Source organism: Mesorhizobium sp. WSM4312, assembly GCF_002294875.1.
In the GTDB taxonomy this organism is placed as follows: Bacteria; Pseudomonadota; Alphaproteobacteria; order Rhizobiales; family Rhizobiaceae; genus Mesorhizobium.
On sequence record NZ_NSFU01000008.1, the window covers coordinates 306643 to 328526 of the forward strand.

The 21884-nt window shown below is 63.9% G+C and carries 22 protein-coding genes; 20 read left to right on the top strand and 2 right to left on the bottom strand.

All coding sequences use genetic code 11. The features are described 5' to 3' along the window. Positions 1-122 precede the first annotated feature (122 nt). Positions 123-944, bottom strand: coding sequence for a DUF2066 domain-containing protein (locus CK228_RS15890; RefSeq protein WP_095788471.1), 822 nt, complete (start codon positions 942-944; stop codon positions 123-125). 185 nt (positions 945-1129) lie between these two features. Between CK228_RS15890 and CK228_RS15895 the strand changes: the two genes are divergently transcribed. From CK228_RS15895 to CK228_RS15910, 4 genes are all read left to right on the top strand, one after another. Further along, positions 1130-2173: an enoyl-CoA hydratase/isomerase family protein gene (locus tag CK228_RS15895; RefSeq protein ID WP_095788432.1), complete on the top strand. Its 1044-nt coding sequence runs from the start codon at positions 1130-1132 to the stop codon at positions 2171-2173. Next, positions 2170-2592, top strand: a complete 423-nt coding sequence (locus CK228_RS15900; protein WP_095770445.1) for a DUF6163 family protein — start codon at positions 2170-2172, stop codon at positions 2590-2592. The genes CK228_RS15895 and CK228_RS15900 overlap by 4 nt, the downstream gene beginning before the upstream one ends. 238 nt (positions 2593-2830) lie before the next feature. Beyond that, a complete protein-coding gene (locus tag CK228_RS15905; RefSeq protein ID WP_008875359.1) occupies positions 2831-3346 on the top strand; it encodes a winged helix DNA-binding protein in 516 nt (171 codons plus the stop codon). Between the two features lie 192 nt (positions 3347-3538). Next, a complete protein-coding gene (locus CK228_RS15910; protein WP_245317963.1) occupies positions 3539-3940 on the top strand; it encodes a hypothetical protein in 402 nt (133 codons plus the stop codon). A gap of 30 nt (positions 3941-3970) precedes the next feature. Here CK228_RS15910 and CK228_RS15915 read toward each other — a convergent pair whose 3' ends face one another. Further along, on the bottom strand, positions 3971-4504 hold the full coding sequence (locus tag CK228_RS15915) for a hypothetical protein (RefSeq protein WP_143750589.1): 534 nt from the start codon (positions 4502-4504) through the stop codon (positions 3971-3973). Between the two features lie 357 nt (positions 4505-4861). Between CK228_RS15915 and CK228_RS15920 the strand changes: the two genes are divergently transcribed. From CK228_RS15920 to CK228_RS15995, 16 genes are all read left to right on the top strand, one after another. After that, positions 4862-6115, top strand: a complete 1254-nt coding sequence (locus CK228_RS15920; RefSeq protein ID WP_095770442.1) for a murein L,D-transpeptidase — start codon at positions 4862-4864, stop codon at positions 6113-6115. A gap of 309 nt (positions 6116-6424) precedes the next feature. Further along, on the top strand, positions 6425-8068 hold the full coding sequence (locus CK228_RS15925; RefSeq protein WP_095788435.1) for a Na+/H+ antiporter: 1644 nt from the start codon (positions 6425-6427) through the stop codon (positions 8066-8068). Positions 8069-8261: 193 nt separating this feature from the next. Further along, positions 8262-9575 (top strand): serine hydroxymethyltransferase, encoded by a 1314-nt coding sequence (gene glyA, locus CK228_RS15930; RefSeq protein WP_095770440.1) that lies wholly within the window; start codon positions 8262-8264, stop codon positions 9573-9575. 222 nt (positions 9576-9797) lie between these two features. After that, positions 9798-10250, top strand: coding sequence for a hypothetical protein (locus CK228_RS15935; RefSeq protein WP_245317961.1), 453 nt, complete (start codon positions 9798-9800; stop codon positions 10248-10250). A gap of 26 nt (positions 10251-10276) precedes the next feature. Then, positions 10277-10606, top strand: coding sequence for a GlpM family protein (locus CK228_RS15940; RefSeq protein ID WP_019857610.1), 330 nt, complete (start codon positions 10277-10279; stop codon positions 10604-10606). A 95-nt stretch (positions 10607-10701) separates the two neighbouring features. After that, a complete protein-coding gene (gene nrdR, locus CK228_RS15945) occupies positions 10702-11181 on the top strand; it encodes a transcriptional regulator NrdR (RefSeq protein WP_095788436.1) in 480 nt (159 codons plus the stop codon). A gap of 2 nt (positions 11182-11183) precedes the next feature. Further along, on the top strand, positions 11184-12314 hold the full coding sequence (gene ribD, locus CK228_RS15950) for a bifunctional diaminohydroxyphosphoribosylaminopyrimidine deaminase/5-amino-6-(5-phosphoribosylamino)uracil reductase RibD (protein ID WP_179295931.1): 1131 nt from the start codon (positions 11184-11186) through the stop codon (positions 12312-12314). Positions 12315-12326: 12 nt separating this feature from the next. Then, complete coding sequence (locus CK228_RS15955) at positions 12327-12944, top strand: riboflavin synthase (RefSeq protein WP_095788437.1); 618 nt, start codon at positions 12327-12329, stop codon at positions 12942-12944. 109 nt (positions 12945-13053) lie between these two features. Next, positions 13054-13548 carry a 6,7-dimethyl-8-ribityllumazine synthase gene (ribH, locus tag CK228_RS15960; RefSeq protein WP_095770437.1) on the top strand — a complete coding sequence of 165 codons (495 nt, stop codon included), beginning with the start codon at positions 13054-13056 and terminating at the stop codon, positions 13546-13548. Further along, positions 13545-14045, top strand: coding sequence for a transcription antitermination factor NusB (gene nusB / locus CK228_RS15965; RefSeq protein WP_019857616.1), 501 nt, complete (start codon positions 13545-13547; stop codon positions 14043-14045). Before ribH ends, nusB begins: the two co-directional genes overlap by 4 nt. Further along, positions 14042-15259 carry an MFS transporter gene (locus CK228_RS15970; protein ID WP_095788438.1) on the top strand — a complete coding sequence of 406 codons (1218 nt, stop codon included), beginning with the start codon at positions 14042-14044 and terminating at the stop codon, positions 15257-15259. The genes nusB and CK228_RS15970 overlap by 4 nt, the downstream gene beginning before the upstream one ends. Positions 15260-15439: 180 nt before the next feature. Next, positions 15440-16351, top strand: a complete 912-nt coding sequence (locus tag CK228_RS15975) for an ABC transporter substrate-binding protein (RefSeq protein WP_095788439.1) — start codon at positions 15440-15442, stop codon at positions 16349-16351. Positions 16352-16406: 55 nt separating this feature from the next. Then, complete coding sequence (locus CK228_RS15980; protein ID WP_095788440.1) at positions 16407-17570, top strand: ABC transporter permease; 1164 nt, start codon at positions 16407-16409, stop codon at positions 17568-17570. After that, the gene (locus tag CK228_RS15985) at positions 17567-18505 is read left to right on the top strand and encodes an ABC transporter ATP-binding protein (protein WP_095788441.1); all 939 of its coding nucleotides are present in this window, start codon (positions 17567-17569) and stop codon (positions 18503-18505) included. Before CK228_RS15980 ends, CK228_RS15985 begins: the two co-directional genes overlap by 4 nt. After that, positions 18502-19251 (top strand): ABC transporter permease, encoded by a 750-nt coding sequence (locus CK228_RS15990; RefSeq protein WP_095788442.1) that lies wholly within the window; start codon positions 18502-18504, stop codon positions 19249-19251. Before CK228_RS15985 ends, CK228_RS15990 begins: the two co-directional genes overlap by 4 nt. A 262-nt stretch (positions 19252-19513) precedes the next feature. Further along, positions 19514-21655 (top strand): sodium-translocating pyrophosphatase, encoded by a 2142-nt coding sequence (locus CK228_RS15995; protein WP_095770431.1) that lies wholly within the window; start codon positions 19514-19516, stop codon positions 21653-21655. Positions 21656-21884 lie beyond the last annotated feature (229 nt).

Consider the following 21884-nt stretch of genomic DNA (forward strand, 5'->3'; position numbering starts at 1 on the left):
TTTATCACGAGCCCTTGCCGCTGACCAATGCGACACGATTGTGCCAGGCCGAAGCCGCCAATCTCCGCCTTGTGGGCAGATCGGCAAAGCCGAGATGGGCGCGTCCCGCCATATCTATCCGGTCAGGGCTGCCCATTACCCGAAAGAACCTGCGCGGCGCCGCCAATTGCCACGCGGAACGCCTCGTCGAAGCTGACGCCACGCACCCGCCAGCGATAGGTCTTGCCGTGATCGGCCAGGCGCCAATCGGCGATCCACCCGAGATCCTTGTCGCTCCAGACGATGCTGCCAGCGAGCGCTTGCGCGCCACCGGCCTGTTTGGCCAGCAGATCCAGCCTTGCCATGTCGTCGGTGCGCAGCCCTTTTTCGCCCAGCTCGGCCAGCTGTACCGCCTTCGGAAATACGACATGCATCAACAGCGGATCGGTGGCATTGGCGAAAGACTCGCGCATCGTCTTGCCACGCTCCTCCTCGGCGCTGAGCGCGAAATGCCTCGCGCCCTGTTCGACGGTGAGAAAGACGGCGAGCGTTGGCCGTTCGCCAAGCCAGGGCTTGCTGCCAAGCTGCGCGAGCAGCTTGTTGACCGTGGCGGGCTTGTAGAGACAGGTCAGATCATGCGGCCGGTCATGCGTGCCTTGCTCGTCATGGATCGGAATGCCCTCCAGCCGGTCATGGTAGCGGAAGGAGTCGACAAAATCGCCTGCCTTGTCGCGCAGAGCCGCCATTTCGGGTTTCTCCAGCAGGCGTTGATCGCCTGAAACCCCGACCAGAACCCGGTCCAGGCAATCCTTGAAGCCTATCCGGCGGTTCACCTCGCCCTGGCCGGTGACGATGGTCCGCGACTGGTAGAGATCGTCGGTCGTGATGGCCAATGCGGCACGAGGCGCCAGGCCAACGATCATGACCCCGATCGTCAAAAGCACGGCACGAAGAAATCCGGGCATGGCCAGCTGTTCCCCGACGCCGTCTGTGCGCGATATCGGCGCGTCGCTTGCAACGGCGGCGATCTTCGTAGCACCGCCCGCCGCCGGTCGCCAAGACCACGGCGCGGAGGCTGCTGCCATTGACGCACCCATGCGCCGCCTTTAGCACTTCAGTCCCGCAGGCGCGGGGGAGGGATTCTCTGGCGATGGATTTTGATGGAGGCGACGAAATTCGCTTCGAGCGCTTGGGCAGGGCCGGTGTCGTCACGCTGACGCGACCGCAGGCGCTCAATGCCGTCACCCATCGCATGGTCAGGGCGCTGGGCAGGGCCCTGCATGCCTGGGAGCGCGACGACGGCGTGGACGTCGTCCTGGTCAAGGCCGAGGGCAGGGCGTTTTCGGCTGGAGGCGACATCCTGCACATTTATGAAGCCGGCCGGGCTGGAAAGCTGCCGGTCGAGTTCTTCGCCGACGAGTATAGGCTCAACGCCCGCATCAACAGCTTCAAGAAACCCTATGTGGCGCTCATCGACGGCATCGTCATGGGCGGCGGCGTCGGCGTTTCCTTTCACGGCTCGCACCGGGTGATGACCGAGAATGCCCAGTTCGCCATGCCGGAGGTCGGCATCGGCTTTTTCCCGGATGTCGGCGCCAGCCATCTGTTGCCCGACCTTGGCGGCTCGTTCGGCATGTATCTGGCCCTGACCGGCAACCGCATCCGCCATGGCGATGCACTGTGGTCGGGGCTGGCCACCCACACCATCAAGGCCGAGGACCAGGCCAGCTTTCTTGATCGGCTGGTGCTTACCGGCGATCCGGAATCGGTGCTGCGCGGTTTCTTCGTCCCGGCAAAGCGGGAGACCGACAGGCCGACGCTGGAAGCGATCTCCCGCCATTTCGCCCAACCGTCGCTGCAGGATATCATCGATAGCCTGGACCGCGCGGCGGGCACCGACGAATTCGCGGCAAAGACGCTGGCGACGATGCGCACGCGCTCGCCCACCAGCCTTCGCGTCGCCTGGCGGCAGATCAGCGCCGGGCAGACCTTGTCGATGGACGAGTGCATGAAGATGGAGTTCCGCATCCTCAACCGCATGCTTGCCGGCCACGATTTCTACGAAGGCATCCGCACCGCCATCATCGACAAGGGATCGAAGCCGCAATGGCGGCCGGCAACGCTCGATGCGGTCGGCGAGGCGGATGTCGAGGCCTATTTCGCCCCGCTCGGCGAACGGGAACTCCCGCTATGAACGAGGTGACGTCGAGACGCGTCGTCCTGCAGCCCTCGACGGTCGAGGTGATCTTCGCCTGGTTCCAGCGCGTCATATCAGGCTACTGCCTGCTGTTCGGCATCCTGTACTGGATCAAGCTGATCGGCTTCTATCCGGGCCCGCTGTGGCGCTTCGACCTGATGCCGGTGCATTGGCAGGTGGCGGCGGTGATGCTCGCCGTGTTTTTCCCCTTTGCCGCGGCGGGGTTGTGGATGCTGGCCTCGTGGGGCCCGGTGATCTGGTTCATCTGCGCGGTCACCGAGACCGTCATGTATGCCGGGTTTCCCGAGCTTTTTGGCCATCGGCCGCTGATCGTCGTCTCGCATGCGGCGGTGGCGCTGCTCTACATCGTCTTTCGCGTCGTCATCTGGCTGCAGAAACGCCCCGTCCGGCACTAAGCCGTTGAGGCCGTTGACGACTTGGCAAACGCCCGGATTGAGCCCTGCGATAAGTGCCTAAGCCTTTAGGTTAATTATCCTTACTCGGGTGACCGTTCGTTAAGCCTCTTCCGAAACCTCTTACCGGTAAGCTCTTGTTAGCCCTAGCGTTTAAGTCGAATTTTATGAGTATTCGATAGTGTCGCGATCAAGGTGAAAAACAAAAAATCACCAGGGCGACAAACGAGAGGCAAAGACAATGATCAATTCGCGTCCGGCGGCGAAGACCGCCAACGTTTCCGACGACCGCCGCGAGGCTATCCGCTCGCTGTACATGGAATCGCTGCAGCTCGTCGAGCGGCTGCACCGCCGTCTGCTTGATGTCATCAAGGACGAATTCGACCGCAACGGCCGTTCCGACATCAATGCCATCCAGGCGCTGCTGCTCTTCAACATAGGCAACTCCGAGCTGACCGCCGGCGAACTGCGCTCGCGTGGCTACTATCTCGGCTCGAATGTCTCCTACAATCTGAAGAAGCTGGTCGATCTCGGCTTCATCAACCACCAACGCTCGCGCATCGACCGCCGTTCGGTCCGCGTTTCGCTGACCCCGAAGGGCAATGAGGTGGCCGAGGTCGTCGCCGGTCTCTATGAGCGCCATGTCGGCTCGATCGAGCAGGTCGGCGGCATCAACACCGACGAGTTCAAGCAGATGAACCGCGCCTTGCAGCGCCTCGACCGCTTCTGGAACGACACCATCGCCTACCGGATGTAAGCCATCCACATCAGATCTGGCCCGCGCCACAGAAGCGCGGCCGAAATGTCGACCTCTGGTCAAGGCTGGTGCCGAAAGGCATCGGCCCTTTTTCTTTTCCTGATCCCGAAGCCCAGGCGCCCGGTCGGCACTATCCCGCCAGGTTTGCTTTCGCTGCAGCAGTGCCTAATGTCACGGCTGGGAGGCGCGCGCATGATGGGTCTGGGAAAACGCTCGAGGACTTGCTCGGTTGCCGCAGTGCTTTTGCTGGTCCCGCAAACGGCCTTCGCCGAGGAGTGGTGGAAGGGTTCTTTCGCAGCGGAAGGCAGTTCCCCATGTGACCACAATGACTCGATCGTGACGTATACCGACAAGGCAGTGGAGATGTGGGAGGTGGGCTGCACGTTGGACAAGGTGCAGAAGATCAACCGCCTGGATGTCGTCATCCTGGACATGTCGTGTACGGATGGTGAAAGCACGGATGAGAGACGGGAACTGTTGCTCAAACTGGAGGATAACAAGGTCCTGCGCTATCCTCAGCATGAGGTGTTGCAAAGATGTTCGGAATTGAGGGCGCAGCCAAGTCCGGACCCAAATGTTGCAACTCCACGCTGAGGGATCGTGCGATTAGTCAGCCAGATAGGATTACGGCTTCAGCGGACAGAATTTCTCGTGGAAATAGGTAAGCGCCTGTTCGGCCGGGCCTGGTTCGCCGAAGAACGGGCCGATTGTTTCGGGTTCTCGCGTCAGGTCGCAGCTGCCCTCGGTGTCGGTTGAGCAGGATTTCACCAGTCCCTTGAGCGAGATGGTTGAAGGCGGACTGTCGAACGACAGGGCGGTCACGTTACCAAGCCGCACCTCGTAGGTCAGGCGGTAGTAGATGGCGCCGTCCTCCTCGAACTGCTGTTCTGCCTTGTAGGTGCAATCGTCCAGCCTGGTGACGATGAACCTGAGCGTTTCGGTTTTGTCGCCGACCTCGTTCGGGCCCGTGCTGGTGAAGATAGCCGGCGATCGGGACACCTGCTTCATCGGTTCGTCGGCCTGCTGCCCGTATTTGGGGATCGCGCCCTGTTCCAGGCCGTGCACGAAATAGGCGACCGTCTCCTCCGGCGTTGGACTGCTGCCGTTTGGACCTCCGGCCAAAGCGAAGGCCGCGACGACTGAAAGGACACCAGGCATGGTCTCATTCCTCGCTTTGGACTGGCTTGTCAGTGTATCATCATCGGCCTGCGGTTCATCGGTCGATGTCGCGGCCGCCGATCGCGCGTCGGTACCGAAAAGGCACGGGCTCTTCATTTCGCTGCGTCGCCCGATGCAAATCGCGGGCCAAGGCCACGTTGCCGCCATATTCCAATGGAACCGAGGATGCCGGTGAAGCTGCGGTCAAGGCTGTGCGTTCACCTGGAACCGGACGGTGCGTCACGCGTTTGTGGCCGAACCGATGCGGACATGGTTGGCTAATTGTTAAGATTGCCAACTTTAGAGTGCGGGCAAAATCGCCCCTGATCGAATGCTACAAGAATGTCTGGAACGTCCATGAGAACCAGCCGCCGCTTTTTCCTTTCCGGAGCCTCGTTGCTCGCCGCCGCCATGGTGGCCGGCCGTGCGAGCGCGCAGGATGTGATCGGGGATATCCTGAAATCCTCGGCCCGCGGCAATTGGGACGACCAGTTCGACGCTCGCGCCAGCGAAGGCGGCAAAGTGGCCTCGACGCTGCCGATCTTCAGCCCGCAGACCGTCGCCTTCACCGAGCAGGCGGTCGCGCAGTACCAAAACATCGTCGGGCAGGGCGGCTGGGCAGAGGTCCCCGCGACCAAGAAACTGCAGCTCGGTGTCGATGATCCGGATGTCGTGCCGCTGCGCAAGCGTCTGATGGCCGCGGGCGATCTGTCGCAGAGCGCCGGCATCTCGACCGCCTTCGATTCCTATGTCGACTCCGCGGTCAAGCGCTTCCAGTTGCGCCATGGCCTGCCGGCCGACGGCTCCATGGGCAAGTACACCTATGCGGCGATGAACGTTTCGGCGCAGATCCGGCTCGGCCAGTTGCAGACCAACCTGCAGCGGCTCAAGGAGAAGGCCGGGACGCTCGGCAGCCGCTACGTGCTGGTCGACATTCCGGCCGCGCAGATCGAAGCGGTCGAGAACGACCGTGTCGTGCTCCGCCACACCGCGATCGTCGGCAAGATCGATCGGCAGACGCCGATCGTCAATTCCAAGATCAACGAGATCATCGTCAATCCGTACTGGAACGCGCCGGTCTCGATTGTGCGCAAGGACATCATTCCGCTGATGCGCAAGAATCCCGATTATCTGAAGGACAGCCATATCCGCCTGTTCGCGCCGGACGGCAGCGAGGTCGATCCGCTCACTGTCGACTGGTCGACCGACGACGCCGCCAAGTATCGCTTCCGCCAGGATCCTGGCGCGGGCAACGCGATGGCCTCGGTCAAGATCAATTTCCCCAGCCCCGACGGCGTCTACATGCACGATACGCCGCAGCAGAGCCTTTTCGGCAAGATGATGCGTTTCGATTCCTCGGGCTGCGTGCGCGTGCAGAATGTGCGCGACCTCGTCACCTGGATCCTGCGCGACACGCCGGGCTGGGACCGTCAGCATTTCGAGGCGGCGATCAAGACCGGCGAAAACACGCCGATCCAGGTCACCAACCCGGTTCCGGTCCACTTCCTCTATCTCTCGGCCTGGTCGACGGCCCCGGGCGTCGTGCAGTTCCGCGACGACGTCTACGCGCTCGACGGCGCCAGCGAACTGCAGATTACCTCTTCACTCTAAGAGACTGACAATTTTGACGAAAGGCCGTTCGAAGGGGCGGCCTTTCGTTTGCAGGGTGGTTAGATCAGCCGTTGGTTGACCAACCGCGCCATAGCTTGCGCGCGGTTGACGGCGCCGAGTTTGCGACATTGTCGACGCGGAAGCGGACGGTCGCTTGGGCAACGCCTTTTGCATGGACGGCCTGCCGTCCGCGCGGTCCGCTTTTTCTGTACCGCAAACATAGGCCGGCCTCGGCCATCGCCGTTCCGGCGCTGTCTGGACGCGAGGACGACGATTGCGCATGGTTCGCAAAACAGCCGGAATCGTGCCATGCAAGCCGCTATCTTCGTCCTCGTCGTGCTGGTCTTCGTCGCTGTTTCCGGCGCGCTGGTGCGGCTGGTGCGGGTGCCGCTGCCGGTCCTGCAGATCGCCATAGGTGCTGCCCTTGCCTGGCCGGTGCGCGGCATTCATGTCGAGATCGATCCGGAGCTGTTCCTGCTGGTGTTCATTCCGCCGCTGCTGTTCAGCGATGCCTTCGGCGCGCCCAAGCGCGAGCTGATGGCACTGCGCGGGCCGATCCTCGACCTTGCCATCGGCCTCGTCTTTTTCACCATTGTCGGTTTCGGCTATGCCTTGCACTGGCTGGTGCCGAGCATTCCGCTGGTCGTGGCCTTCGCGCTCGCGGCCGTGCTGTCGCCGACCGATGCGGTGGCCGTCTCCTCGATCGTCGACAGGAACGTCGTCCCGGCGCGGCTGATGCACATTCTGGAAGGCGAGTCCATGCTCAACGATGCGTCGGGCCTGGTCATGTTTCGCTTTGCCGTCGCGGCGGCATTGACCGGCAGTTTTTCCTTTGCCGCCGCTTCGCTGAGTTTTGTCTACGCAGTGGCGGTCGGTATCCTGGCCGGCGTGGCGGCCTTGTTCGTCGCCGCCAAGGCGCTGCAACTCCTGAACCGCATAGGCGGCGTGCCCGCCGAGGCGCAGGTGCTGATCACCGTCCTGCTTCCCTTCGTCGCCTATCTCGGCGCCGAGCATTTCGGGGCCTCGGGCATCCTGGCCGCGGTGACCGCCGGTCTCTTGACCGGAAGCACCGGCATATTCCGCTTTCTCGGCGTCTCGGCGCGCATGCAGACGATCTCGCTGTGGACGACGTTTTCCTTCGTCTTCAACGGCGCGCTGTTCATAGTGCTCGGCCTGCAGCTTCCCGAAATCATCCGCAAGGTGCCACCGGAGCTGTCCAGCCGCCATTGGCTGCTCGAGCCGGTGCTGACTGTCCTTCTGCTGACCCTTTGCCTGATCGCGCTCCGCTTCGTCTGGATTTGGATCGGCGACATCTCGGCGGGTTTTGCGGCGCGGCTCGGCAAGCGTAAGACCGAACCGCTCGGCCTGCGCGTGCGGCTCGCCGGTTCGGTCTCGGGCGTGCGCGGCGCCATCACGCTGGCCGGCATATTGTCGTTGCCGCTGGCCCTCCAGGACGGTTCGCCATTCCCCGCGCGCGACCTGGTCATCTTCCTCGCCGCCGGCGTCATCATCTGCTCCCTTGTGATCGCCAGCCTGGCCTTGCCGGTGATCGCGCGCGGGCTGGTCGAGCCCGGCGAAGACGCCGGCGCCGCCGAGGAACGCATGGCTCGCGTTGGCGCTGCGAAGGCGGCGATCGCCCATCTCGAAAGCATCGCCCAGACGGATGAAGAGGAGGGCGATGTGCCCGGCCTCAAGCTCGCCGCCGCCAACGGCATTGTCGCGGCCTATCGGCGCCGCATCGCGGCGTCCGACGAGGCCGATGAGGCGCGCGCCGAAGTGCGGGAGGCGGGAAGGCTGGAGATCGATCTGAGGCTCGCCGGCATCGCCGCCGAGCGTGGCGCCTTGCGCGCCATGCTTCGCCGCGGCGAGATCAACGACCACACAGCGCGGGCGCTGTTCACCGAGATCACCCTGACGGAAGCCCTTTTGAACGGCAGGCAGACACGGAAATAGCACCGGCGGTGCTCGGCGGCTGCGGATTTGCAGTCTCTGCCGCAAACCGGCCAGCAAATTTCGCGCCGCAAACGTGGCGGGTCGAAAACAACTGTGTTAATGGCGCGGCAATGCGTGTCGCCCAAAAGTGTGCAGCGGTTTTGGGGCAACGATAAGCATAAACAAATTGCCCCGAACCGGAGGATTTCAGGCCATGGCAACAGCAGCGGCAGCGTCGAACAAATTCGAATCCTTCTTCGAAACCACGCTGGAAGACGCCGATCCGGAGATTTTCGGTGCCATCCGCAATGAACTCGGTCGCCAGCGCCACGAGATCGAGCTGATCGCCTCGGAAAACATCGTTTCGCGCGCGGTGCTCGAGGCGCAGGGGTCGATCATGACCAACAAATATGCCGAGGGCTATCCGGGCAAGCGCTACTATGGCGGCTGCCAGTTCGTCGACGTGGCCGAGGAACTGGCCATCGAGCGGGCGAAGAAGCTGTTCGGTTGCAATTTCGCCAACGTCCAGCCGAACTCCGGCAGCCAGATGAACCAGGCGGTGTTCCTGGCGCTGCTGCAGCCCGGCGACACCTTCATGGGCCTCGACCTCAATTCCGGCGGCCATCTCACCCATGGCTCGCCGGTCAACATGAGCGGCAAGTGGTTCAAGGTCGTCTCCTATGGCGTGCGCAAGGAAGACCATCTGCTCGACATGGACGCGATCGAGAAGACCGCGCATGAGACCAAGCCGAAGCTGATCCTGGCCGGTGGCACAGCCTATTCGCGCATCTGGGACTGGAAGCGCTTTCGCGAGATCGCCGATGCGGTCGGCGCGTATCTGATGGTCGACATGGCGCACATCGCTGGCCTGGTCGCGGGCGGCGTGCATCCCTCGCCATTGCCGCACGCCCATGTGGTGACGACCACGACGCACAAGTCGCTGCGCGGCCCGCGCGGCGGCATGATCCTATGCAACGACGAAGAGATTGCCAAGAAGATGAATTCGGCGGTGTTCCCCGGCCTGCAGGGCGGCCCGCTGATGCATGTCATCGCCGCCAAGGCGGTGGCCTTCGGCGAGGCGCTTAAGCCGAGCTTCAAGGTCTATGCCGAGAGTGTGGCCGCCAACGCCAAGGCGCTGGCTTCGAGCCTCAAGGAGACGGGCCTCGACATCGTCTCCGGCGGCACCGACAACCATTTGATGCTGGTCGATTTGCGCCCCAAGAACGCCACCGGCAAGCGCGCCGAGGCAGCCCTTGGCCGCGCCAACATCACTTGCAACAAGAACGGCATTCCCTTCGATCCGGAAAAGCCTTTCGTCACCTCGGGCGTGCGCCTGGGCACGCCGGCCGGCACCACGCGCGGCTTCGGCCAGGCCGAATTCCGCGAGATCGGCAAGCTGATCGCCGAAGTGCTGGATGGTCTCAAGGTCGCCAATTCGGACGAGGGCAATGCCGCGGTCGAGGCGGCGGTCAAGGCCAAGGTCGTGGCGTTGACCGATCGTTTTCCGCTCTATCCGTATCTCGGCTGACCATCCTTATCGATTGACCAGGCGCGAAGCGTCATCTTTTATCCGCCGGCGGTGCGCCACCCTGATCGGGTGGCGCATGGAACTGGAGAAACGATGATGGGCAATTTTCGTATCGCGTTACTCGGCGCTATCGGCTGGCTGGCCGTCTGTGGGCCCGCTTCGGCGCAGACACAGCCCGCTCCGGACATGCCTGCCACGAGCACCTTCGGCCGATGGACAACCATGGTCGATACACTCGATACCGGCCAGGATGCGCACAAGACCTGTGCGGCTTCGACGGCGTTCTTCGACGCGAATGGCAATTCAGGCACGCTGACCTTGTCGATCTCGACCGGCGATGCGCTGCCGCCTGATGCCTATCCCGCCATCATGCTCACCGTCGACAACAAGCAACTGCCGACCGGCAAGAAGATCGCGGCGACGTTCGGCGATCCCGGCGTCAAGGTTTCGGCAACGGTCTATTCCAACGATGCCGGCATCGGCCGTCCGAGCTGGACGGTCGACAACCAGGCCAAGACCAGTCTCGCGCTGCTGCGAGCCATGCGTCAGGTCGTCTCGCTCGACGTGACTTTCGGCAAGCAGGCCTTCGCCAGCATCCCGATGGACGGCTTCACCAAGGCCTACCGCAACCTCGGAACGTCTTGCGGCTTCCCGACCAAGGATGTCGCGCCGTGACGGCTCGGTCGCAGTAGGGACCGCGGATGGACATTGTCTGGAAGGGTGTGGTCGGCGGGCTGGTGACGGCGCTGATCGTCTGGGCGTCCAAGCGGGGCAATGTCCTGCCAGGTATCCTGCCGCTGGCGCCGACCTTTGCCGTCATTGCCTTGCTCGCCGTCGGCGCCAAGGGCGATCCGGGCGGTTTCCGCGATGCCTGCCTTGCCGGAATGAAGACAATTCCCGCCTATCTTGCCTTCCTCGGCGCCTGCTGGTTGTTCATCGACAAGGTCGACTATCGCCTGGCTGTTGCCGGCGGCATCGCCGTCTGGCTGGTTGCCGCGCTGGCAATCTTCCTCGCGCCTCGCTATCTCTGATGCTGCAGTCCGTTGAAGAGACGGAACGGCTTCAATCCCGGTCGGAAAGGCTCTAAGCCTTTCGCCTCACCAGATTCGCGAACCCAAGGCTCTCCATGCGCTGTCCCTATTGCCAGTCCGAAGATACGCAGGTGAAGGATTCGCGCCCCGCCGAGGATGGCGCGGCGATCCGCAGGCGGCGTGTCTGCCCCGATTGCGGCGGCCGGTTCACTACCTTCGAACGCGTCCAGTTGCGCGATCTGGTCGTGGTCAAGAAGTCGGGCCGTAAAGTGCCGTTCGACCGCGACAAGCTGCTGCGCTCGGTCGAGATCGCGGTGCGCAAGCGCAATGTCGATCCCCAACGCATCGACCGCGCCGTGACCGGCATCGTGCGCCAGCTCGAAAGCTCCGGCGAGACGGAAGTGGCCTCCGGCGAGGTCGGCCGGCTGGTCATGGAGGCGCTGAAGTCGCTCGACGACGTCGCCTATGTGCGTTTTGCCTCGGTCTACCGCAATTTCCGCGAGGCCAAGGATTTTCATGAACTCCTGGGCGAGCTGAAGGGCGACGAAGACAAGAGTGAAGAGGACGCCGGCTGAGCATGGCAGCATCGCAACTGAGCGAGGCCGAACAAGCGGCCCTTGATCGTCGTTTCATGGCCGCCGCCTTGCGGCTTTCGCGCAGGAATGCCGGCCGCACCTCCACCAATCCTTCCGTCGGCACGCTGATCGTGCGAGATGACGGCGCGGGGCCGATGATCGTCGGCACCGGTGTCACCGCGGTCGGCGGCCGGCCGCATGCCGAGACCGAGGCGCTGGCCGAGGCCGGCGCGCTCGCGCGTGGTGCCACCGCCTATGTCACGCTAGAACCTTGCGCGCATCACGGCCGCACCCCGCCTTGCGCCATCGCGCTGGTCAATGCCGGCATTGCGCGCGTCGTGGGGGCCGCCAGCGACCCTGATCCGCGTGTCTCCGGCAAGGGCTATGCCATCCTGCGCGCCGCCGGCATCGAGGTGGTGGAGAAGGTCCTGGCCACGGATGCCGCCGAGCAGATGGCGGGTTATTTGATTCGATCTCTGCGAAAACGTCCGGAAGTGACGCTGAAGCTTGCGCTTTCGAGCGATGGCCAGATCGGCAGGAAAGGCGCCGGCCAGGTCGCGATCACCGGCGAGATCGCGCGCCGCGACGTCTATCTGATGCGCGCGGAGTCCGACGCCATACTGATTGGCATCGGCACGGCGCTGGAAGACGATCCGGCGCTGACCGTGCGCCTGCCGGGGCTGGAGAACCGTTCGCCGGCGCGCATCATCCTCGATCGCCAGATACGGCTCCCGGAAGCCTCGAAGCTGGTTTCCGGTGTCGACCGCGTGCCGCTTTATGTCGCTGCCTGTCTTGAAGCCGATCCGCACCGTCGCGCCGCGCTCGAACGCGCCGGCGTACGCTTCATCGGCACCGAAACCCATGACGGCGTCGTCGCCTTGCCGGAACTGCTCGAAGACCTGGCGGCGCTCGGCATGGCAAGCGTGCTGGTCGAGGGCGGCGCCCAGGTCGCCAAGGCATTCCTCGACGAAGATCTGGTCGATCGCATCGTGTTGTTCCAGGGGCCGGAGGCTATTGGCGAGGATGGCATTGCATCGCCGGTCGATGCCGACCATATCCCGGCAGGCTTCCGCAAGTTGCGCGAGATGCGCTTCGGCGAGGACAGCTACGCCGAGTGGGTAAGGGACCTCTAGGGATCAGCATCGATGTTTACCGGAATTGTCACCGATATCGGCACCGTCGCGGCCATCAAGCCGCTTAGCGAAGGCGTCGGCTTGCGCATCGATACCGCCTATGACCCCGAAACCATCGCCATTGGCGCCTCGATTTCTTGTGGTGGCGTCTGCCTGACGGTCACGGCGCTGCCCGAACATGGCTCGAACGCGCGCTGGTTCGAGGTCGAGGCCTGGGAAGAGGCCTTGCGGCTGACCACGGCGTCGAGTTGGAAATCCGGCACCAAGGTCAATCTCGAACGGGCGCTGAAGATAGGCGACGAACTCGGCGGCCACATCGTATCGGGCCATGTCGACGGCGGCGCCGAGATCGTCGAGCGCAAGGACGAGGGCGACGCGGTGCGCTTCACGCTTGAGGCGCCGCGCCATCTGGCCAAATTCATCGCGCCAAAGGGCTCCGTCGCGCTCGACGGCACCTCGCTCACCGTCAACAAGGTCGAGGGCACCCGCTTCGACGTGCTGTTGATCCACCACTCGCTGACCGTGACCACGTGGGGCGAGCGCAAGGTCGGCGACCGCGTCAATCTCGAGATCGACACCATGGCCCGCTATGCGGCACGACTGGCGGAGGCGGCGAAAGAGGGGCTCTAGAAAGTCTGCCGGACCGGCCGGTCCAATGCGTCTGACACACTCCAGCAATCTTCCGCTTGCGATCAATCCGGCTTCGGCCTAAGTCACCGGCAACCCCCCGGAGACTTTTATGGCTGGTACATCCCAACACGGCAAAGCCTTCATTCGTCCGAAGGCGAAGGCGCATCTGCTGATTGTCGAAGCGCGCTTTCACGACGACCTTGCCGACGCGCTGCTCGACGGCGCGACGAGCGCGCTCGATGAAGCGGGCGCGACTTACGACGTCGTCACCGTTCCAGGTTCGCTCGAAATTCCCGCAGTGATCACCTTCGCGCTGGACGGCGCGGCGGAAGGCGGCACCAATTACGATGGGTTTGTCGCCCTCGGCACGATCGTCCGTGGCGACACCTATCACTTCGATATCGTCGCCAATGAATCCAGCCGCGCGCTGATGGACCTGTCCGTGCAGGACTCGGTCTGTGTCGGCAACGGCATCCTGACCACCGAGAACGACGCCCAGGCATGGACGCGGGCCAAGCGCTCGGAAGGCGACAAGGGTGGCTTTGCCGCGCGTGCGGCGCTGACCATGATCGCGCTCAAGGAACAATTGGGAGCGCGATCGTGAGCGAACCCGCTTCGCCCGGACAGCCCGCTGTGCGCCATGCCAACAAGCGTGGCGCGGCCCGTCTGGCCGCTGTGCAGGCGCTCTATCAGATGGATGTCGCCGGCAGCGGTGTCTTCGAGATCACCGCCGAATATGAGGCGTTCCGGCTTGGCAAGGAAGTCGACGGCGCGCTCTATCGCGAGGCGGATGCGCAATGGTTCCGCGCCATCCTGACCGGCGTCGTCGAGAACCAGAAGACCATCGATCCAGTCATCCGCCAGGCATTGACCGATGATTGGCCGCTGTCGAGGCTCGATTCGACGCTGCGCGCCATTATGCGCGCCGGCGTCTATGAATTGATGAAGCGCGAGGACGTGCCGGTGGCGGTCATCGTTTCGGAATATGTCGACATTGCCAAGGCCTTCTACGAGGAAGACGAGCCGAAACTCGTCAATGCCGTGCTCGACCGCGTGTCACGCCGGGTGCGCGGCGAGGGGCGGGGCAAGGACGCATCGTGACGGCCATCGCCATCGAGACGGGCAGGGAGGCGCGGCGCACCGCGCTGATCCTCGCCGCCTCGCAGGCGATTATCGGCTCGGCGGCACCCATCGCCATTTCGATGGGCGCGCTGGCCGGCCAATACCTGCTCGGTGCCGACAAATCGCTGGCGACGGCGCCGATCACCGGCTTCAACATCGGCGTCGCGCTCGGCGCCTTGCCCGCCGCGGCCATTATCCGCCATCTGGGCCAGCGCGGCGGCTTCATGACCGGAACCGTCGTCACCGCGCTTGGCGGCCTGATTGCCACACTGGCGCTTTTCCACGGCAGTTTCTGGTTGTTCGCGTTCGCGCTGCTGGTGATCGGCATCGGTGGCGCCTTCGTCCAGCAATTCCGCTTCGCAGCCGCCGACAATGCGCCGCCGCAGTTCAAGGCGCGCGCCATCTCCTTCGTGCTGGCCGGCGGCATTGTCACCGCCATCCTCGGGCCGCAGATCGTCATCTTCACCCGGGAACTGTTCGCACCGGTGATGTTTGCCGGATCGTTCGCCTCCATCCTGCCGCTGGCAGCCGTCGGCGCGATGATCCTGTCGTTTCTGCGCCTGCCGGCGAAGGCGGCGAGCAAGGTTGACGTTTCCGGCGGCGATGCCAGGCCCCTGTCCGAAATCGTCACCAGGCCGCGCTTCGTCGCCGCGCTGTTCTGCGCCGTCGGCAGTTACGCGCTGATGAGCTTCGTCATGACCGGCGCGCCGCTGGCCATGGTCGGTTGCGGCCTGTCGGAGGACGATGCGACGCTGGGCATTTCATGGCACGTCATGGCGATGTTCGCGCCGAGCTTCTTCACCGGCTCGCTGATCCATCGCTTCGGCGCCGAGCGCATTGTCGCCATCGGCCTGATCATGCTCATCGGCTGTGCTGCCGTTGCCTTGTCGGGCCTGGCGCTGTGGCAATTCTGGACCTCGCTGATCCTGCTCGGCCTTGGTTGGAATTTCGGCTTCATCGGCGCCACCGCCATGGTCGCGGCCAGCTACCGGCCGTCGGAAAAGGGCAAGGTGCAGGGGTTCCACGACTTCGTCCTGTTCGGCTCCGTCGCCTGCGCGTCGCTGCTGTCGGGCATGGTCTACAACGCCTGGGGCTGGGAGATGCTGAACTGGATGATCTTTCCGGTCACCGTTCTGTGCTTCGTGGCCCTCGGCGCGCTCAAGTTGACGGCTCCGCGCAACGCGCGCACCTGATCCCAAAACTGCTGTCGAACTGGCATGATGCTGTCAGGATTGCTTCGGTTGAATTTGCCGATCTGAAACAAAATTATTGCGCCTGTGCCTATTGTTATGAAACCGTGTGCCCCGACTGGCCGTTGAAGCCATGCTCATATGCGGCCGCCGCATTCCGGTTCACAGCAAAGGGTTTTCACGATGTTTTCAGTCAAGGTTTTCGCCGGCGCGGCATTGGCGCTGGCCATCACGGCAGCTTCCGCCAGTGCTCAGGTGGTGGTCTCCTCGAAGATTGACACCGAGGGTGGCGTGCTCGGTAACATCATCCAGCTCGTTCTCAATGCCAACAACATCAAGACATCGGACCGCATCCAGCTCGGCGGCACGCCGGTGGTGCGCAAGGCGATCACCGCCGGCGAGATCGACATCTATCCCGAATACACCGGCAACGCCGCCTTCTTCTTCGAGAAGGCCGACGACCCGGTCTGGAAGGACGCCGCCAAGGCCTATGAGACGGCCAAGAAGCTCGACTACGACGCCAACAAGATCGTCTGGCTGTCGCCGGCGCCGGCCAACAACACCTGGGCGATCGCCCTGCGCAAGGAAGTGACGGACCAGAACAAGCTCGTGACGCTGTCGGACTTCGGCAAATACGTCGCCGGCGGCGGCAAGGTGGTGCTCGCGGCTTCCGCCGAGTTCGTCAATTCGGCGGCCGCCCTTCCGGCCTTCCAGACCACCTACGGCTTCACGCTGAAGCCGGACCAACTGATCACGCTTTCGGGCGGTGACACCGCGGCGACCATCGCCGCGGCCGCCAACCAGACCAGTGGCGCCAACGCCGCCATGGTCTACGGCACCGATGGCGGCATCGCGCCGTCGGGCCTTGTCGTGCTCGAGGACGACAAGGCCGTGCAGCCGGTCTACCAGCCGGCGCCCATCATCCGCGAATCCGTGCTCAAGCAACATCCCGAAATCGAGGCGCTGCTGAAGCCGGTCTTCGCCAAGCTCGACCTGGTCACGCTGCAGGAACTGAACGGCCGTGTGCAGGTTGGCGGCGAGCCGGTCAAGGGCGTCGCCGAGGACTTCCTGAAGAAGAACGGCTTTCTGAAGTAGGACGATTCCGGCGCGCCGCTCGCGTGGCGCGCCGGAACGACCGACGGGGGAGGGCGTGAACATCCGTTTCGACAAGCTCGGCGTGGTCATTGCCGCGATCGCGGCCTATGCGGCGTTCCTCGCTCCCTTCGCCACGTTCCGCGCCAATCGGATCGTTCCGGGCCAGGCGCGCTCGATTCTCGAGGCGCTGCCGGCAACCGCCGGGCCATTGCTGATGGCTATCGTGATCGTCGCGGCGCTCACAGCGCTCTTCAGGACACCGCTTATGCTGCGCCTTGCGTCCAGTGTCGTGGCGCTTGCCGCGCTCGCGCTGCTCGTCGGCGTCGCTGGCACATTCTTGACGCCGGCCGGCAATACCCTTGCCAGGGTGTCGCCGGCCTCCGGTTTCTGGGTACTCATCTTTGCCTTCACGCTTTTGCTGGCGGACGTGCTGACGAGGCTGAACCTGTCGCCATGGGCCCGTGTCGGTGTGCTGGTTGCCGCCGCCGGGGCCATTGGGCTGCTCTTGGTGTCGGGGGCCTGGAACGACCTTTCCATCCTCAAGGAATACGCCAACCGCGCCGACAGTTTCTGGGTCGAAGGTTCCAAGCATGTGACGCTGGCGCTTGGCTCGCTGCTTGCGGCGGTCGTCGTCGGCCTGCCGCTCGGCATACTCTGTCATCGTGTCGAAAGGCTGCGGGCCGGTGTGCTCAACGTGCTCAACATCATCCAGACCATTCCTTCGATCGCGCTGTTTGGCCTGCTGATCGCGCCGCTCGGCTGGATCGCCACGCATGTGCCGGGAGCGGCCGCGCTCGGCATCAGAGGCATCGGCACGGCGCCGGCCTTCGTCGCCCTGTTCCTCTATTCGCTGCTGCCGGTTGTGGCCAACACCGTGGTCGGCCTCGCCGGCGTGCCGCGCGCCGCCAACGACGCGGCGCGCGGCATGGGCATGACCGACCGCCAGCGCCTGTTCGGCGTCGAATTCCCACTGGCCTTTCCGGTGATCCTCACCGGCATCCGTATCGTGCTGGTGCAAAACATCGGCCTTGCCACCATCGCAGCGCTGATCGGTGGCGGCGGCTTTGGCGTCTTCGTCTTCCAGGGCGTTGGCCAGACCGCGATGGACCTGGTGCTGCTCGGCGCGGTGCCGACCGTGGCGCTCGCCTTCGCTGCCGCCATCATCCTCGACGCAATGATCGAAATGACCGCCACCAAGCGCAGGGTTGACACGGCATGATCGAGATCGAAGGCATCACCAAGCGCTATGACACGACCACCGTCGTCGACGACGTCTCGATGGTCATCGAACCACGTACCATCGCCGTCATTGTCGGCACCTCGGGCTCGGGCAAGACGACGCTGCTGCGCATGATCAACCGGCTGGTCGAACCGACCGCTGGCATCATCAAGCTAGACGGCGCCGACAATCGTTCGGTGCCGGGCTACGAACTGCGCCGAAGCATCGGCTATGCCATCCAGGGCCACGGCCTGTTTCCACATCGCACCGTGGCGCAGAACATCGCCACTGTGCCGGTGCTGCTTGGCTGGGACAAGGATCGCATCAAGGCGCGCGTCGATGAGCTGATGACACTCTACCAGCTCGACCCCCAGGAATTCGGACCGCGCTATCCGCACGAACTGTCCGGTGGCCAGCAGCAGCGGGTCGGAGTGGCCCGCGCGCTCGCCGCCGAACCCAACGTGCTGTTGATGGACGAGCCGTTCGGCGCGCTCGATCCGATCATCCGCACCAAGGCGCAGGAAGATCTGCTGGCGATCCAGAAGCGCTTCGGCACCACCATCATCCTCGTCACCCACGACATGGAAGAGGCCGTGCACATGGGCGACAAGATCGCCGTCATGGATGCCGGCAAGCTCGTGCAGTACGCCAAACCCGCCGAGATCCTGGCAAACCCGGCCAGCAGCTTCGTCGAGACCCTGGTCGGCGCCAGCGAAAGGCCGTTCAGGCTGCTGTCGCTGGGACGGGTGCGTGACGCGGTGGAGATCGGCGCCGCCGAGGGCGAAGCCATCCCCGGCGATGCCAGCCAGCGCGATGCGTTGGCTGAACTCCTGTGGACAGGCCGGCCAGCTCTGCCGGTCAAAGGCGCCGACGGCAAGCCGCTCGGCCGCGTTACGGTGGATGGGCTGGTCAAGCGGGCGGCGAGGCCGGCATGAAAGCCTGGCTGCCTTTGCTGCTCAGGCTTGCGCTGGTGGTGTTGCTTGTGGCGTTCGTCACCAGTCCGGACTGGTTTGAGCCGCTGCTCAAGCCGCTGACCGAGAACAACGCGCCGGTGATCTACAATCAGGGCAGCCTGCTGACGCTGACGCTGCTGCATCTGCGCATCGTGCTGAGCGCCACCGTCGCTGCGACCATCGTTGCGGTGGCACTGGCCATCCTCGTCACCAGGCCGGCTGGCGCCGAATTCCTGCCGCTGTCGCGCAGCCTGGTCAATATCGGCCAGACCTTCCCGCCGGTGGCGGTGCTGGCGCTCGCCGTGCCGGCTGTCGGCTTCGGCGAGAAGCCGACGCTGATCGCTCTGTTTCTCTATGGCCTGCTGCCGATCTTCGAGAATGCTCTGACCGGGCTGACGACGCTGCCGGCCAATGTCGTCGAGGCGGCGCGCGGCGCGGGCATGACCGGCTGGCAAAGGCTCACCAAGGTCGAGCTGCCGCTCAGCGCGCCGATCATCCTGGGCGGCATCAGGCTCTCGGTGGTGATCAGCCTGGCCACCGCCACCATAGGCTCGACGGTTGCCGCCAAGACGCTGGGCGAGGTGATCATTGCTGGCCTTCTGTCCAACAACCTTGCTTTCATCCTGCAGGGCGGCCTGATCGTGGCGGCGCTTGCCGTGCTGATCTACGACGGATTGTCGGCGATCGAGCGCTATGCGGCGCGGCGCATGGGGCGCGAGGCGGAGTAGTCCTTTGGAAGCTGATGGCTTTGTCGGCACGATCCCCTTGCGTCATTTCAATCGATCTAAATGAGGGCCACGCCAGGCAGGGTCGTCGCGACTTTTGTCTTTTGGGCGAAAGCCGGGCAAAAACTGAACAATATCTTGACGTTCGCGGCACTGTTTCGCATACACCGATGCGAAGAGGCGGATTCCGTACGCGGGATTCCATCTTTATCTCATCGGCCCAGGGAGGGGTTCATTTGGGCCAACAATCGAGGAAAAATCGGCAATGACCATTATTTCCGCCGTCATCGCCTGCGGCTTGCTTTCTGTCCTGTACGCTATCTGGGCGACACGTTCGGTCCTTGCGTCCGACCAGGGCAACGCACGCATGCAGGAAATCTCCGCCGCCATCCGCGAAGGCGCGCAAGCCTATCTGGCGCGCCAGTACACGACCATCGCCACCGTCGGCGTGGTCGTGCTCTTGCTCGCCTGGTGGCTGCTTTCGATCACCGCCGCGATCGGCTTCCTGATCGGCGCCGTCCTGTCGGGCGCTGCCGGCTTCATCGGCATGCATGTTTCCGTGCGTGCCAACGTGCGCACTGCACAGGCGGCCTCCAACAGTCTGGCCGCCGGTCTCGACATCGCCTTCAAGTCGGGCGCCATCACCGGCATGCTGGTGGCGGGCCTGGCGCTGCTCGGCGTCTCGATCTACTACCTCATCCTGACCGGTCCCATGGGCCTGCAGCCCAATGACCGCATCGTTATCGACTCGCTGGTCTCGCTCGGCTTCGGTGCCTCGCTGATCTCCATCTTCGCCCGTCTCGGCGGCGGTATCTTCACCAAGGGCGCCGATGTCGGCGGCGATCTGGTCGGCAAGGTCGAAGCCGGCATTCCCGAGGACGATCCGCGCAACCCGGCCACCATCGCCGACAATGTCGGCGACAATGTCGGCGACTGTGCCGGCATGGCCGCCGACCTGTTCGAGACCTATGCGGTGACGGTCGTCGCCACCATGGTTCTCGGTGCCATCTTCTTCGGCGGCACCGCCGTTCTCGGCGCCGCTATGCTCTATCCGCTCGCCATATGCGGCGCCTGCATCCTGACCTCGATCGTCGGCACCTTCTTCGTCAAGCTCGGGGCCAACGGTTCGATCATGGGTGCGCTCTACAAGGGCCTGATCGTCACCGGTCTGTTGTCGATCGCCGGCCTCGGCGTCGCCACCTCGGTATGCCTTGGCTGGGGCGAGATCGGCACGGTCGCCGGCATGGTCATCACCGGCAAGAACCTCTTCATCTGCGGCCTGATCGGCCTTGCGGTGACGGGTTTGATCGTGGTGATCACCGAATACTACACCGGCACCAACAAGCGCCCGGTCAACTCGATCGCCCAGGCGTCGGTCACCGGCCACGGCACCAACGTCATCCAGGGCCTCGCGGTCTCGCTGGAATCGACGGCGTTACCGGCCATCGTCATCGTCGGCGGCATCATCTCGACCTACCAGCTCGCCGGCCTCTACGGCACGGCGATCGCCGTCACCACCATGCTCGGCCTTGCCGGCATGATCGTTGCGCTCGACGCCTTCGGCCCGGTCACCGACAATGCCGGCGGCATTGCCGAAATGGCCGGTCTGCCCAAGGAAGTGCGCCACTCCACCGATGCGCTCGACGCTGTCGGCAACACCACGAAGGCCGTGACCAAGGGCTATGCCATCGGCTCGGCAGGTCTTGGTGCATTGGTGCTGTTCGCCGCCTACTCGAACGACCTGAAGTTCTTTGCCGCCAACGGCGACAAATATCCCTACTTCCAGGGCATGGGCGAGATTTCCTTCGATCTCTCCAACCCCTACGTCGTCGCCGGCCTGATCTTCGGCGGCCTGATTCCCTACCTGTTCGGCGGCATCGCCATGACGGCCGTCGGCCGCGCTGCGGGTGCCATCGTCGAGGAGGTGCGCAAGCAGTTCCGCGAGGATCCCGGCATCATGGCCGGCACCTCCAAGCCGAACTACGCGCGTGCCGTCGACCTTCTGACCAAGGCGGCGATCCGGGAAATGATCATCCCGTCGCTGCTGCCGGTGCTGGCGCCGCTCGTCGTCTATTTCGGCGTGCTCTTGATCTCGGGTTCGAAGGCCTCGGCCTTCGCCGCCCTCGGCGCCTCGCTGCTCGGCGTCATCGTCAACGGCCTGTTCGTCGCCATCTCGATGACTTCGGGCGGTGGCGCCTGGGACAACGCGAAAAAGTCGTTCGAGGACGGCTTTGTCGACAAGGACGGCGTCAAGCATCTCAAGGGTACCGAGGCGCACAAGGCTTCGGTGACCGGCGATACGGTCGGTGATCCCTACAAGGACACTGCCGGCCCCGCGGTCAATCCGGCGATCAAGATCACCAACATCGTGGCGCTCCTGCTTCTGGCCGTGCTCGCGCACGGCTGACCCTGGCCGTCAGATAGAAACCCGCGGGGAGCGATCCCTGCGGGTTTTTGTTTGGCTCCGTCAGGTTCCACCGCCACTTCAAACCCGAAGATCCGCTCGATTTAGAGCGGGATGGGATTTGTAAGAGTCGTGGGATTCCCAAATCATCTTGGTTCTGATTCAACATTGATGCTGGGTAGGAGGCCGGCATGAATGGCAGGATATTCGATGGACCTTCGCGAGCGGGTTG

Excerpts from the sequence above, each read along its gene's own strand:
- CK228_RS15890 (WP_095788471.1), bottom strand. The coding sequence starts at position 944 with ATGCCCGGATTTCTTCGTGCCGTGCTTTTGACGATCGGGGTCATGATC.
- glyA (WP_095770440.1), top strand. The coding sequence starts at position 8,262 with ATGGCAACAGCAGCGGCAGCGTCGAACAAATTCGAATCCTTCTTCGAA.
- CK228_RS15955 (WP_095788437.1), top strand. The coding sequence starts at position 12,327 with ATGTTTACCGGAATTGTCACCGATATCGGCACCGTCGCGGCCATCAAG.
- CK228_RS15920 (WP_095770442.1), top strand. The coding sequence starts at position 4,862 with ATGAGAACCAGCCGCCGCTTTTTCCTTTCCGGAGCCTCGTTGCTCGCC.
- CK228_RS15905 (WP_008875359.1), top strand. The coding sequence starts at position 2,831 with ATGATCAATTCGCGTCCGGCGGCGAAGACCGCCAACGTTTCCGACGAC.
- CK228_RS15935 (WP_245317961.1), top strand. The coding sequence starts at position 9,798 with ATGGTCGATACACTCGATACCGGCCAGGATGCGCACAAGACCTGTGCG.
- CK228_RS15925 (WP_095788435.1), top strand. The coding sequence starts at position 6,425 with ATGCAAGCCGCTATCTTCGTCCTCGTCGTGCTGGTCTTCGTCGCTGTT.
- nrdR (WP_095788436.1), top strand. The coding sequence starts at position 10,702 with ATGCGCTGTCCCTATTGCCAGTCCGAAGATACGCAGGTGAAGGATTCG.
- CK228_RS15915 (WP_143750589.1), bottom strand. The coding sequence starts at position 4,504 with ATGCCTGGTGTCCTTTCAGTCGTCGCGGCCTTCGCTTTGGCCGGAGGT.
- CK228_RS15990 (WP_095788442.1), top strand. The coding sequence starts at position 18,502 with ATGAAAGCCTGGCTGCCTTTGCTGCTCAGGCTTGCGCTGGTGGTGTTG.
- CK228_RS15900 (WP_095770445.1), top strand. The coding sequence starts at position 2,170 with ATGAACGAGGTGACGTCGAGACGCGTCGTCCTGCAGCCCTCGACGGTC.
- CK228_RS15910 (WP_245317963.1), top strand. The coding sequence starts at position 3,539 with ATGATGGGTCTGGGAAAACGCTCGAGGACTTGCTCGGTTGCCGCAGTG.
- ribD (WP_179295931.1), top strand. The coding sequence starts at position 11,184 with ATGGCAGCATCGCAACTGAGCGAGGCCGAACAAGCGGCCCTTGATCGT.
- CK228_RS15975 (WP_095788439.1), top strand. The coding sequence starts at position 15,440 with ATGTTTTCAGTCAAGGTTTTCGCCGGCGCGGCATTGGCGCTGGCCATC.
- CK228_RS15940 (WP_019857610.1), top strand. The coding sequence starts at position 10,277 with ATGGACATTGTCTGGAAGGGTGTGGTCGGCGGGCTGGTGACGGCGCTG.
- CK228_RS15995 (WP_095770431.1), top strand. The coding sequence starts at position 19,514 with ATGACCATTATTTCCGCCGTCATCGCCTGCGGCTTGCTTTCTGTCCTG.
- CK228_RS15895 (WP_095788432.1), top strand. The coding sequence starts at position 1,130 with ATGGATTTTGATGGAGGCGACGAAATTCGCTTCGAGCGCTTGGGCAGG.
- CK228_RS15985 (WP_095788441.1), top strand. The coding sequence starts at position 17,567 with ATGATCGAGATCGAAGGCATCACCAAGCGCTATGACACGACCACCGTC.
- ribH (WP_095770437.1), top strand. The coding sequence starts at position 13,054 with ATGGCTGGTACATCCCAACACGGCAAAGCCTTCATTCGTCCGAAGGCG.